The following is a 12,164-nucleotide window of genomic DNA, read 5'->3' on the forward strand; positions in this document are numbered from 1 at the left end:
TATTGCCGGAATTCCGGAGAGATGACGATGAAGCAGAATATTTACGACGACCCCGGGTTCTTCGAGCGCTACAGCGCCATGCCGCGCTCCGTGGAGGGGTTGCAGCAGGCCGGCGAGTGGCACGAACTGCGCGCCGTGCTTCCGCCGTTGCAGGGCCGGAGCCTTCTCGATCTCGGTTGCGGTTTCGGCTGGCATTGCCGTTATGCGGCAGAGCAGGGGGCGGCCCGTGTTGTCGGCGTCGATCTTTCGGAGAACATGCTGTGCCGTGCCGCCGAAATAAATGGCGGGTCCGGTATCGAATATCGCCGGGCGGCGATCGAGGACATCGATTTTGCGTCCGAAAGCTTCGACGTGGTGCTGAGCTCGCTCGCTTTGCATTACGTCCGCGATCTCGATGCGGCATTCGCGAGGGTGTTCGCCGTCCTGAAACGCGGTGGTGATTTCGTCTTTTCCATCGAGCATCCGGTGTTCACGGCTCTCGAAAAACAGGACTGGTTCTACGGCGAAGATGGTGAAATCCTGCACTGGCCGCTCGATAATTATCAGGACGAGGGCGTGCGCCATTCCAACTGGATGGCGGATGATGTCGTCAAATATCACCGCACGGTGTCAGGCGTTCTCAACAGCCTGCTTTCCGCCGGCTTTGCCCTGACGCGTCTGGCCGAGCCGAGGCCCGATCCCGCTTTGCTTGCGGAGCGACCGGAGTTGAAGCACGAGGACCGCCGCCCGATCTTTCTGATCGTCAGCGCCCGCAAGCCGTGATGGCATGACGGGCGCTGCAACGCCCGTGGCCTAGCGTCTCTTGATCGCCCAGCCTTCCGTCCGTTCCTCGACCACCTTGGCCACATCGCCGACCGACAGTCTGCCCTGACCGCGCGGCGTCACGTTCCAGCCGAACAGCGGGCCGGGCACGCGCCGATCACCCGACATGCGGATGCGGCCCATGGCTTTCATGGGCGAGGGCACATCGCGGGAGCCGGTTATCTGGTCCTGCGTGGTCATGATGCAGCGGGCGCAGGGTTTGACGAGATCGAAACGAATGCCGCCAATCTCGATAGCCGCCCAGCGGTCCTCGGCCCATGGCTCGTCCGTATCAAGCACGATATTGGGCCGGAAGCGCTCCATGCCAACAGTGTCTTCGCCATTGGCGCGCATATTGTCGTTCAGCGCGGCGAGCGAGGCGGTGGTGGTGACGAGGATCTGATAGCCGTCCGCAAAGGTGACGGGCGTTTCGTTACCCGTCCATTCGAGGCTCGCAATGCGTTTTGAGGCATCATCGAAGAATGCCAGCTTCACCTCGCGCCCCAGCCATGCCGAAAGCGTAGTGTTGGTCTCGTCATCGGCGATGTTGGCGCTGACGATCGATTTCCACACCGCCACATCCATGCGCTGGCCGGACGGTCTTGCGACGATCTCGCCACCCTTGTCCCGCGCAAGCGCCATGCCGCCATCCTCATGCCGCGCCAGAACCGTGGCGATGGAAGGCAATTCGCGCTGGGTGATGAAATGGCCGGAAGGGTCGATCAACATGGCGCGACGGTCGCCGGGCAGGCCCTCGTCCGAAACAGCGCTCTCGGAGAGGGGAATGCCGCGCGCGCTTTTCAGCGGATAGATGTTGAGTTCGGTCACACGCATCCTGGATCTCCTCAAATCTCGTCGAGAAACAGGTCGAGCACCTGTTTCAGTCGCTCATGGCGGGCCTTGGCCATCTGCCGCCCCGTCTCGGTGCGAAAGCCGTCTGCCAGTTTGAAAAGCTTGGTTTCAAAATGGTCGATGGCAAAGGCGCGGTCGTCAAGCGGTCGATCCTTGGCCAGCGGATCGGCCGGATCATAAAGCGCCGAACCCATGCGCCCGGCAATATAAAAGCAGCGCGCCGCCCCAACCATGCCGATGGCATCCAGCCGGTCGGCATCCTGAAGGATTTTTGCCTCCAGCGTCCGCGGCTCGATATTGGCGGAAAAACTGTGGGTGGTAATGGCGTGCGCGGCGGCGTCAATGTCGGCCTGCCGCCAGCCGAGCGCTTCAAGAATGCCGGTGGCTTTTTCCGCCGCCAGCCGCGAGGCCTCAGCGCGCAGCGGCGAGTTCTTCTCCACGGCCACGCAATCATGCAACAGCACGCTGGCCGCCAGAACCCTGCCATCGCCGCCTTCGTCCGCATGGATGCGCATGGCGTTGCGGAAGACGCGGTGAATATGGGCAAGATCGTGCGAGCCGTCGCCGCTATCCGCGGCGTGCGGGATCAGTGGGCCGGCTAGCGATTCGTAAGGAGCAAAAGATTGGGCCTGCATTGCAACTCCATCGGTTTTGGCTGGAGCGGCGGAGATAAAACGGAATCGTTCCGCCGCTCTGAATTCCTGCTTGGGCACCGGATTCCCGAAGCACTTTCGGTCTGATGTTCCATGCCGTTTAGAGGGGGAATCGCGCCCGCGCAATTGACATCATGTATCGGCTTGTCGCGGGGCGGGAGGGGCATTCTTCCGGGTGAGGATTTTCTGGTAAAACAGGCCGATACCGATCAAAACCGCGCCAAGCCCGATGAAGGACAGCGCCCGAAGCACGCCCTCAAGATTGCTCATATCGATCAGGAAGGCCTTGGCGACGGAGATCAAAACGAAGGCGGCCGATGCCAGACGCAGGCTGCGGGCATTGAAGCGCGAGCCGAGAATGAGCAACAGCACGCCGATCAGCAGCCACACCACCGAATAGCTGTAGGTCTCGCCCTGCAAAAAGCCTTTCCAGTCGGCGATGTTTTCGCCCTGCCAGAAGCGGCGCACCGAAAGTGTGGCCCAGGCAAAGCCGAGTGCCGCACCCGCCACCGCCAGCAGACTGACATAAGCGGCGGGCCGCTTGCCGCGCGCATAATAAGCAAGGCCGCCATAGGCCAGCGCCGGCAGCAGATAACCGATCGAGAGCAGATTGAGGAACGGAATGCGGCCGGTATTTTCGCCGGTGAAATAGGGGTTGAGCGTGAAGAAATGCATCGTCAGCACGTTGATGACGGCGATCACGCCGGCGATCATCGAGCCGTAACGGAAGACGGGGCTGGGGCTCTTCAGGTCGAGCGTCATCAGCACGCCGGAAAAACCGATGGTCAACAGTGTGTAGATCGATTGTTCGCCAAGTGTCGGAACGCTGTTATCAAGCGTGCCGCCATTCATCGCGTGGCGGATGAGGATGGCGACAGCCAGAAGCCCCATGACGCTGGCAATCGCCTGCAGGAAGTTCTTCGCCCTCACACCCGGCCAGTCGCGCAGCAACCAGGCGGAAGCGACGGCCAGCAGCGCGGGAATGCCATAACCCGGCAGAAGCGCGTTGAAGACAGGCGTGAGTCCAAGATTTTGTGGCCCGACGATGGTGGGTTCCCAGGCGATGCGGCCGAGAACGGCAACGCTTGCCACGGCCATCACCCAGGGCAGCACATCCCAGTTGCGGTAACGGCTGGCCAGCACATAAACGAAGCCGATGACCGAAAGCAGAACGGTTGTTGCAAGCCCTTCCGTCAGCGTGTGCAGGCTGAGCGCGAAGGCGGCGAACGAGCCGAGCACGAGAATGTTGAGCGGCTTGCGATAGGCCTCGTTGTTCTGTCGGTGCAGCCATTCTGCACCGGCAATCAGCACGAAGCCGAGACCGAGACCATAGGCGGCGTGCAGCCAGTCGCGGCCGAGATTGCCGTATTCGACGAAGCTTGCCGTTGCCAGCCAGACGGGGAACAGCGCGGCAATACCTGCCCACAGCTGGGCGAAATCCGCATCGTCGGCGCCCTTGCGTTTCAGGAAGGAGAAGGCGCACAGCACGAAGACAGCGCCAAGACCAAGCGCCATGGCGATTTCAGCCGTATAGCCTGTTCCGACGGGCGGAAGCGTTACGCCGGTATCGTTGATAAGGCCGATGAAATCGATGCCCTGCCGTGACATCAGCGCCACCGCCGTCTGCGCGCCGAGTGCTGCAATGATGGCCGGCCACACGGCGTAGTGGCGGGCAGCGCCAAGGGCCGCGAGTGCTGCGATCAGCGCCGAGACGATCAGCGCCGGGTGAGTGTCGATGCCGCCACTGGCGAACAGGAAGCCGATGGCGGGCAGGATCACGGCCATCGATACGGTGAGGTTGATGGCAAGCGACGGCCGCAGCAGAAGCCGAATGGCACGGATGGCGCGCCGCTCCGGGGCGGCGGTTTCACCGGCCTCTGCCGGCGGTGTGTCGAAATGTTTCCCGGGCCACAGGAAGATCGTACCGGCCAGCATGATGAGCAATGCGAGTGTCGGCGGTTCGGCATTGATCGTCTCGGAAAAGCCGATATAGCCAAGCGCCCAGAGGCCAAGGCCGGCATTGGCAAGCGACGGGACCACGGTCCAGCCCTGCCTGCGCGCTGCGGCCGCCGTCGCCAGCCACGAGATCGTCAGGAAAACGAAAAGCGCCCAGATATTTGGTGTTTCGCTGGAAATCAGCGCCGGCGTCAGCATCGAGCCAAGAAGACCGAGCCCGGCCAGCGCCTGCCCATGCAGAAGCGACAGGCCAATGGTGGCAAAGGCGACAAGCCCGAGCAGGATGAAGGCCGTTCCTGAGCCGATATAACCGTAAACGCCATAGGCGGCATAAACCACGCCGAACAGCGTCAATGCACCGGCCGCCGTCAGCACGCCCGGTATCATGGCGTTGGAATAGGCGGCGGCGATGCCCGGCACGGCCTTGCGGCGGATCGCCTCGCCGGCAAGCCCGAGAACGAGGCCGAAAATGGCGGCGAGCGAAAGCCTGACCGCCGGGCTGAGCAGCCCCGATTCGATCGAATATTTGACGAGGAAAATACCGCCGAGCGCAAGCGCCAGCCCGCCGGCCCAGACAGCCCAGCGTGCGCCGAGCAGGCTTTCGAAGCTTTCTTTCGTGGCCGGCGCGGACGCGGTCTCGTTGGCGAGCGCAGGCGGCGCTTCCTCGCGCACGACCTCTTCCGGTACCGCCATGGCGGCGGCTTCTTCAGGCTCGGAGGCGTATTCAGCTTGGGACGCTGCTGCTCCGGGCAAATCCCGGTTTTTCTCTTCCGCCTCGAAATCCGTGTTTTCCACAGACTCCACGCTTTCAGCCTGTGCCGTCGCGGGAGACGTCACCCCGGCAGCCATCAATCGCTTGAGATTGAGAACCTCGCGTTCCAGCGATTTGATTCGGCTTGAATTACGGATGCTCGCGACCAGCGTGTAGATAAAGGCCGCGATGAGGGCGAGGATGAGAAACGGGATTTCCAAACGGGCTCTCCAATTACGAAGCTGTTTTTAAAGCCCTTTTGGCGAATTTATGCAAGGCCCGGTTGATGAATGGCAGGGGGTAACAGGGAGCGAGCGGGTCCCGATTGTTTCTTCTCCCCGCCGGGGAGAAGTCCGCGGCAGTGGGATGAGGGGGCGACGGTAGAGGGATTCGGCAACGTTGCCCCCTCATCCGACCCTTCGGGCCACCTTCTCCCCGGCGGGGAGAAGAAATGGGTGGCATCCGCTCGGCGCATGCCCATCTATCGAAAATCAGGAAGCGTCCGCCAGCCAGCGCCGTGCCGCTTCTATATCGGCAAGCCCCAGATCATGCCCGTCATCCAGCATTTCCACCCGTGCCTCTGCGCCGCTCGCCGCAAGCCGGCCTTGCAGCTCGGCTGCTCCGTCGCGGTATTTGTCGCGTTCGCCGGCGACGAGCAGGAAATTCCGGCCGGAAAGATCTGTTTGCGGCCATGTATCTAGAACCGGCATGGGGCGGTAGAGCAGGGCGTCTCCTGCAAGCTTGGGATAAAGTGCGGCAAAGGCCGCATAGAAATTCGCGCCATTCGAATGGCCGATAAACCGCAATTTCGAACGATCAAGACCATAGGAGCGGACCGCACCCTCGACAAAGGCGGCAAAGGCCTCCGCTTCTGCCGCAATGTCATTCTGGTCGAAGCTGAAATCGGGGAAACGCCGGAACCAGCGGGCGATCTCTTCTTCCGTGCTTCTGCCGCGCACGCCTAAAAGTGTCGCGCCGCGCGCGGCCCTGTGTGCCAGCGGCATCAGGCTCGTTTCGCTGCCGCCCGAGCCGTGCAGCAGGATGATGGTGCTGCCATCCGGCTCCTCCGGCGTATAGAACCGGTGCACGAAGGGCAGGTCGCGATAGATGATGCGCTCCTCGCCCGGCATGGAGAATTGCGGCAGGGCGACGCGCACATCCGCCTCGTCCTTCATGAACAGCGGCGGAATGAACAATTGTTCGCCAAGTGCTTCCAGCGGTTCGTCGATCGTCATGCCGGGGCCGTCGGTTGCCATTTCGATCAGCACGCCGCCCGGTTCGCGAACGTACAGCGAATGGAAATACTTGCGGTCATGGGCATTGGTGGTGCTGGAATTGAGCGATTTCAGCCCGGTGAGAACCGCATTCAGCTCATCCATATCCTCTGCGCGGAAGGCGATATGGTCGACCGTGCCGGTGCCCGGTGCGCTGGACCAGAAGCCGGTGGCATCGCGCACGTCGATGATGTCGCCGCTGTCGGACACGAGCCTGCGGATCGCACCGGTCTGGCTTTCCTGCCGGTAGCCGAAGTGCTTTTCCAGAAACGCCACGGTCTCTTCCGGTACCTCGCTCAGCATCGTCGCACCATAGATGCGGCGAATCGCGTCCTGCGCAGAAATGTCGTCCGTCACATGCGGCGTGGCATCGGCAAAGGCATGGGTGCCGACCAGCTTGACGATCAGGCCGTCAGGGTCTTTCAGCCGGATGACCGGCTCGCCGAATTCGTCGGATGGGCCCTCGGCGCGGATGCCGAATTTCAGTGCCCGCGTCAGCCAGAAACCGATGGCGGCAGGATCGATCGCTACCGAGACTTCCAGTGTCTGGCCATAACCGACACGGCCCTGGCCGCCATCTTCCCAGACAAGAAATGTCAAAAGCGAGCCGGGCGAGGCGATGTCGTCGCCATAAAGCAGGTGAAGCTGCATGGCGTCTTCGAAGCCGGCGGTGCGCTTGACCAGCTTCAAACCGAGGAAGCCGGCGTAGAAATCGACATTCGCCTGCACCTTCCGGGTGATCATGGTGATGTGGTGTATGCCCAGTGCAGAATTCATCTTGCGGTCCCGTCGTTTCGCCTGCTGTTCGTGGCCCTATTTGTCCTACGCTGCGCCTGATCCGCAACCCCGGCAAATGAGAACGCTGTGTTCTCTGCGTGAACGATATTGCTTGCGCTTCGTTGCACACACGCTGCGCAGAAACTGAGCTTTTTGCCTCCATATCGATCCGAATTGCATATTAAATAAGCATACAAAATAATGGCTATTTTGTATGCAATTTTATCTTGCCTTGAGGGTGGGAATTGGCTCTTATGCAACCAATCCAACAAAACCATCAGGGGGAATAGATGTTCTTAACGCGCAGGTTGTTGTCCAAAGGGCTAGGCATCGCTGCCATCGGCGCCGCCGCCGCAATGGTGCTGCCGGTGACGGGCGCTTATGCCGAAACGCCGGTCAAATTCACGCTCGACTGGAAATTCGAAGGTCCCGCCGCCGGCTTCCTGCTGGCGCTCGACAAGGGTTACTTCAAGGCGGAAGGGCTCGATGTCACCATCGACAGCGGCAATGGTTCGGTGGAAGCCATTCCGCGTGTGGCGACGGGCGCCTACCAGATGGGTTTCGGCGATATCAACTCGGTGATGAAGTTCCTCGACGAGGATCCGAGCCAGAAGATCAAGGCCGTTTATATGGTTTATGAGCGCCCGACTTTTGCCGTCGTCGGTCGCAAGTCGCTCGGCGTCACGGGTGATCCGAAGTCGCTGGAAGGCAAGAAGCTCGGCGCGCCGCCGCCGGATGGCGCCTTTGCGCAATGGCCGGCCTTCAAGCAGGTCGCGGGTCTCGATGAGAGCAAGATCAAGATCGAATCGATCGGTTTTCCCGTGCGTGAACCGATGCTTGCCAAGGGAGATGTCGATGCCGTCTTCGGTTTCGCTTTTTCGGTCATCCTCAACTTGAAGAAGCAGGGCATTGCCGATGACGACATCTCGACCATTCTGATGGCCGAGCACGGCTTGAATCTTTATGGCAATGCGGTGTTGGTAAACACTGATTTCGCTGAGAAAAACCCTGATGCCGTGAAGGGGTTCCTCAAAGCGCTGGCCAAGGGCTTCGCCGATTCCGTCAAGACCCCGGAAGAGGGCGTGGCGGCGGTGCTGAAGCGCAATGAGACGCTCGACAGCGCCATTGAGCTGGAACGCCTCAACATGGCCAACAGCATGAACATCAAGACGCCCTATGTGGTGGAAAACGGCATGGGCGGCGTTGATCCGGCCCGGCTTGCTGCTTCCATCGAGACTTTGAAGGTTTCCATGGGCCTGAAGGGCAATGTGAAGGCGGAGCAGGTGTTCGACGCGACCTACCTGCCTGCCAAGGAAGAGCGCATGCTTCCCTGAGGGGCGGCGTTGCAGATTGAACGAGCGGGTGCCGCGAGTTTCTTCTCCCCGTCGGGGAGAAGTCCGCGACAGCGGGATGAGGGGGCAAGGGGGCCGTCCATCGCTGGCGTCGCCCCCTCATCCGACCCTTCGGGCCACCTTCTCCCCCTCGGGGAGAAGAAACAAGCGGCAACGCTGCGGGATTAAACGGCCTGATCAGCAACTTAAAACGGGAACAGCAATGTCACATCTCGTGGAAATAGACAGCGTCGACATGCGCTACGGCGGGTCGGCCGGAACGCTGGCCGTATCCGGTTTGAACCTGACGGTCGACAAGGGCGAATTCGCCGCCGTGGTCGGCCCCTCCGGCTGCGGCAAGTCCACGCTGATGAAATTGGTGACGGGACTGCATATTCCGCAGAAGGGCAATGTCATCGTTGCCGGGCGGCAGGTCACGGAGCCGGTCTCCATCGTCGGCATGGCATTTCAGAACCCGACGATGTTGCCCTGGCGCACGACGCTTGAGAACATCCTGCTGCCGCTGGAAATCGTCGAGAAACACCGCCGCCGTCTGCGCGCCCACAAGGCGGAATATGTCGCGAAAGCCGAGCGCCTTCTGGAGATCGTCGGCCTGAAGGGCTTTGGCTCAAAATATCCATGGCAGCTTTCCGGCGGCATGCAGCAGCGTGCCAATCTCTGCCGCGCGCTGATCCATGAGCCGGAACTTCTGATGCTGGATGAGCCATTCGGTGCGCTCGATGCCTTCACCCGCGAGGAATTGTGGTGTGTCATCCGTGACCTGCACGCCGCGCAGCGCGTGACCATCATTCTGGTAACCCACGATCTGCGCGAAGCGACCTTCCTCGCCGACAAGATTTTCGTGATGAGCGCAAGGCCGGGCCGCGTGCTGGCGGAACATCGCGTTCCCTTCGCCCGCCCGCGGCAGCTCGATCTCATGTATGACAAGGGTTTTAACGACATGGTGCAGGCACTGCATGGCGAAATCGCGCAGGCGAGGGTGGCGGCATGAGCGCGATCATGGAAAGCACCGTTACGGCTGAGCCGCGCAAGCCGCTGATTGCCCGCGTCAACTGGGTGAAGGCGGCCCCCTGGCTCTATACGCTGGCGCTCTTCGTGCTGTGGGAATTGCTGGTATATGCGCTGAAAATGCCGCCCACCATCCTGCCGTCGCCCGTGAGAGTAGGTCAGGCAATCCTGCAATATTGGTCGCCGATCTGGAAGAATTCGCTGCAGACGCTTTATACGACGACTTTGGGCTTTGCCATCGCCGTTGTCGCCGGCCTTGCCATCGGCCTGTTCATCGGCTGGTCGAAAACCATTTATGCCGGGCTTTATCCGTTGATGATCGGCTTCAACGCCATCCCGAAAGTGGCGCTGGTGCCGATCCTTGTCATCTGGTTCGGCATCGGCACTGTCCCCGCCGTGTTGACCGCCTTCCTGATTTCCTTCTTCCCCATCGTCGTTAATGTCGCCACTGGTCTTGCCACGATCGAGCCGGAAACCGAGGATGTGCTGCGGGCGCTGGGCGCAAAGAAGATGGACATCATGCTGAAGGTCGGCATTCCGCGCTCCATGCCTTATTTCTTCGGCTCGCTGAAAATCGCCATCACGCTCGCCTTCGTCGGCTCGGTCGTCTCGGAGACTGTCGCCTCAAATTATGGCCTCGGCAACATGATGAGTTCGGCGCAGAGCCAGTTCAACGTGCCGCTGGTCTTTGCGGGCCTCCTGATGCTCGCGGTGGAGGGCATCGTCATGTACGCCATCATGGCCTGGCTGGAGAAGCGCATGACCGGCTGGGCGCATCGCTCGACCATGGGGCAGTGAGTCTTTCTTCTCCCCGCCGGGGAGAAGATGCCCCGAAGGGGTAGATGAGGGGGCAACGCCAGCGATAAACCGAGAGTTTGCCCCCTCAACCCGCTACCGCGACCTTCTCCCCCTCGGGGAGAAGGCGAAAGACGCGCTCGCTCGGCATTCTCCAAACCGTGGAAATCCGTAAGCCTGCAATGGCTCAATGCGCCGCCATTTCCTTGACGATATCAGCGCCGTCCATCAGGAAGGGATAATAGGTCGGCCAGTTGGTGACTTCGTTCAGCAGGGCCTTGCGGTCATTCCCCCAGTAGAGATGGTAGTGGCCTGCCTTGACCGGGGCGATGGAATGGTCGCTGAACTGGATGAACTGCGGAGCGGCCTCGTCGCCGGAGGTCTTCTTGAAGATGTATCTTACGCCGCGATTGCCCTTCTTGTAAGTCAAGATTTCCTGACCGTCGCTAGCATATGTGCCTTCGACCGGCTTGCCTTCCTTGTAAAAGGCCACGCTGTCGCCCTTGATGACGATGCGGTTCACATCCGTCTTGTAACCGATGTCGTAATAGGCGCGATATTCTGCAGCCGTCTTGTCGCCATGGGCGGCTTTTTCGGCCATGACGGAATCAAGCGAGCCGTTCAGCAGGTAGGGATAGACAGACTGCCAGTCGCCGTCCCAGTCGGAAAGCGTGCGCGGCTTCACCTGGGCGTCTTCGAAATAGCCGCTATAAATCTTCTTTTCCGCCTCGGTCATCTGGTGGCCGTGATCGTGCCCATGGTCATGGCTGTGGGCGGCGGATTTGTCACCCCCGGCGGCCGTGGCAGCGGCTGCCACCAGCAGCATGGAACCAAGTGCCACCGCGCCGGTGACGAGGATGTGTGTCTTCTGCATTGTTTCGGCCTCTCATATCTGCCATCGAAAAGTAGGTTACGTAATAACATTACAAGTCGACCTATAGAGATGTCTTTTGCGGGGCGCAAGGCGGGAGCGGGCGGGCCATAATGAAAAAGCGCGATGGCCGGTAAGGCCACCGCGCTTGAGAAATGGAGGAGGGCAAAAAGAGAGCTTTGAGGCCTCAGGCGGGCTGCGCGCTCACTTCCGCCTTGCGTTCATCAAAGGCGAGTTTCATGGCCTTCGTCACATCGCGGGTCGTTACGAAATAACTGTCGCTGCGCACCCAATAGCGCAATTTGACCGTCGCGCTGTCGGCGCTGACGGAATCGACGAAGGTGATGGGGGAGGGGTCCAGCAGCACCCGGCTTTCCGAGCGCACCACGCGCATCAGCATATCCTGTGCGGCAGCCAGATCGTCGTCATTCTTGACCGTCAGGCTCAGCTCGTGGCGGCGTGAGGGAAAGCGGCTGTAATTGGTGATCGGTACATTCCAAAGGGTGGAATTCGGCGCGAGGCGGTAAAGCCCGTCGCTGGTCTTGAGCTCGGTGGCAAACAAACCGATTTCCACCACGGTGCCGCTGACCGTATTGGTCTCGATATATTCACCGACCCGGAAGGGGCGCAGCACCAGAAGCATGATGCCGGCGGCAATGTTTTGCAGCGTGCCCTGCAGCGCAAGGCCGATGGCGAGACCGGCAGCACCAAGGGCCGCGAGAATGGAAGCTGTCTGCACGCCGAACTGGCCAAGCACCATCACCAGCACCAGAATAAGCACGACATAACGGATGGCGCCTGCGAAGAAACCGGCCAAGGTCTCATCGAAACCGCGAATGCGCGACAGGCCCTGAAAAGCCCAGCGTTGCAGGAAGGTGGCGGCCAGCCAGCCGACGATCAGCAGCAGAAGCGCGCCGACGATCGAAAAGGAATATTGCACCGCCAGCGCGCTCGCCTGCCGCACGGCCGCCTGCGATGCGACGATGATATCCGTTGCCTGTTGTTCCATGAATTATCCCGTGATTTTCATTGCTGTTAAGGGTTGGTAACGAACGGGTGCCGCAGGGGTTCCGC

General features: G+C 60.8%; 10 protein-coding genes. 4 read left to right on the forward strand and 6 right to left on the reverse strand.

Annotated features, from left to right (window positions below):
* The first annotated feature begins 27 nt into the window (after nucleotides 1-27).
* On the forward strand, nucleotides 28-762 hold the full coding sequence (locus AKG12_RS21230) for a class I SAM-dependent methyltransferase (protein ID WP_052820318.1): 735 nt from the start codon (nucleotides 28-30) through the stop codon (nucleotides 760-762).
* A gap of 30 nt (nucleotides 763-792) precedes the next feature.
* Here the strand turns inward: AKG12_RS21230 and AKG12_RS21235 are convergent, their stop codons facing one another.
* The 4 genes from AKG12_RS21235 to AKG12_RS21250 all read right to left on the reverse strand — a co-directional run bounded on the left by AKG12_RS21235 (nucleotide 793) and on the right by AKG12_RS21250 (nucleotide 7,064).
* On the reverse strand, nucleotides 793-1,635 hold the full coding sequence (locus tag AKG12_RS21235; RefSeq protein WP_052820319.1) for an MOSC domain-containing protein: 843 nt from the start codon (nucleotides 1,633-1,635) through the stop codon (nucleotides 793-795).
* A gap of 11 nt (nucleotides 1,636-1,646) precedes the next feature.
* Nucleotides 1,647-2,288 carry an HD domain-containing protein gene (locus tag AKG12_RS21240; RefSeq protein WP_052820379.1) on the reverse strand — a complete coding sequence of 214 codons (642 nt, stop codon included), beginning with the start codon at nucleotides 2,286-2,288 and terminating at the stop codon, nucleotides 1,647-1,649.
* 150 nt (nucleotides 2,289-2,438) lie between these two features.
* Nucleotides 2,439-5,234 (reverse strand): DUF2339 domain-containing protein, encoded by a 2,796-nt coding sequence (locus AKG12_RS21245; RefSeq protein WP_052820320.1) that lies wholly within the window; start codon nucleotides 5,232-5,234, stop codon nucleotides 2,439-2,441.
* 270 nt (nucleotides 5,235-5,504) lie between these two features.
* A complete protein-coding gene (locus AKG12_RS21250; protein WP_052820321.1) occupies nucleotides 5,505-7,064 on the reverse strand; it encodes a VOC family protein in 1,560 nt (519 codons plus the stop codon).
* Between the two features lie 290 nt (nucleotides 7,065-7,354).
* Here AKG12_RS21250 and AKG12_RS21255 point away from each other — a divergent pair, with 290 nt between their 5' ends.
* From AKG12_RS21255 to AKG12_RS21265, 3 genes are all read left to right on the forward strand, one after another.
* Nucleotides 7,355-8,398 carry an ABC transporter substrate-binding protein gene (locus AKG12_RS21255; RefSeq protein ID WP_052820322.1) on the forward strand — a complete coding sequence of 348 codons (1,044 nt, stop codon included), beginning with the start codon at nucleotides 7,355-7,357 and terminating at the stop codon, nucleotides 8,396-8,398.
* A gap of 220 nt (nucleotides 8,399-8,618) precedes the next feature.
* Complete coding sequence (locus AKG12_RS21260; protein ID WP_046798768.1) at nucleotides 8,619-9,407, forward strand: ABC transporter ATP-binding protein; 789 nt, start codon at nucleotides 8,619-8,621, stop codon at nucleotides 9,405-9,407.
* A complete protein-coding gene (locus AKG12_RS21265; RefSeq protein WP_046798769.1) occupies nucleotides 9,404-10,222 on the forward strand; it encodes an ABC transporter permease in 819 nt (272 codons plus the stop codon). Before AKG12_RS21260 ends, AKG12_RS21265 begins: the two co-directional genes overlap by 4 nt.
* 184 nt (nucleotides 10,223-10,406) lie before the next feature.
* Here AKG12_RS21265 and AKG12_RS21270 read toward each other — a convergent pair whose 3' ends face one another.
* Nucleotides 10,407-11,093, reverse strand: coding sequence for a metal-binding protein ZinT (locus tag AKG12_RS21270; protein WP_052820323.1), 687 nt, complete (start codon nucleotides 11,091-11,093; stop codon nucleotides 10,407-10,409).
* A 184-nt stretch (nucleotides 11,094-11,277) separates the two neighbouring features.
* A complete protein-coding gene (locus AKG12_RS21275) occupies nucleotides 11,278-12,099 on the reverse strand; it encodes a mechanosensitive ion channel family protein (protein ID WP_046798771.1) in 822 nt (273 codons plus the stop codon).
* Nucleotides 12,100-12,164 lie beyond the last annotated feature (65 nt).

Origin of the sequence: Agrobacterium sp. SUL3, from assembly GCF_001263295.1 — a bacterium.
Taxonomy (GTDB): Bacteria; Pseudomonadota; Alphaproteobacteria; order Rhizobiales; family Rhizobiaceae; genus Agrobacterium; species Agrobacterium tomkonis.

Coding starts and splice junctions, on each gene's coding strand:
- AKG12_RS21230 (WP_052820318.1), top strand. CDS start 28: ATGAAGCAGAATATTTACGACGACCCCGGGTTCTTCGAGCGCTACAGC.
- AKG12_RS21235 (WP_052820319.1), bottom strand. CDS start 1,635: ATGCGTGTGACCGAACTCAACATCTATCCGCTGAAAAGCGCGCGCGGC.
- AKG12_RS21240 (WP_052820379.1), bottom strand. CDS start 2,288: ATGCAGGCCCAATCTTTTGCTCCTTACGAATCGCTAGCCGGCCCACTG.
- AKG12_RS21250 (WP_052820321.1), bottom strand. CDS start 7,064: ATGAATTCTGCACTGGGCATACACCACATCACCATGATCACCCGGAAG.
- AKG12_RS21255 (WP_052820322.1), top strand. CDS start 7,355: ATGTTCTTAACGCGCAGGTTGTTGTCCAAAGGGCTAGGCATCGCTGCC.
- AKG12_RS21260 (WP_046798768.1), top strand. CDS start 8,619: ATGTCACATCTCGTGGAAATAGACAGCGTCGACATGCGCTACGGCGGG.
- AKG12_RS21265 (WP_046798769.1), top strand. CDS start 9,404: ATGAGCGCGATCATGGAAAGCACCGTTACGGCTGAGCCGCGCAAGCCG.
- AKG12_RS21270 (WP_052820323.1), bottom strand. CDS start 11,093: ATGCAGAAGACACACATCCTCGTCACCGGCGCGGTGGCACTTGGTTCC.
- AKG12_RS21275 (WP_046798771.1), bottom strand. CDS start 12,099: ATGGAACAACAGGCAACGGATATCATCGTCGCATCGCAGGCGGCCGTG.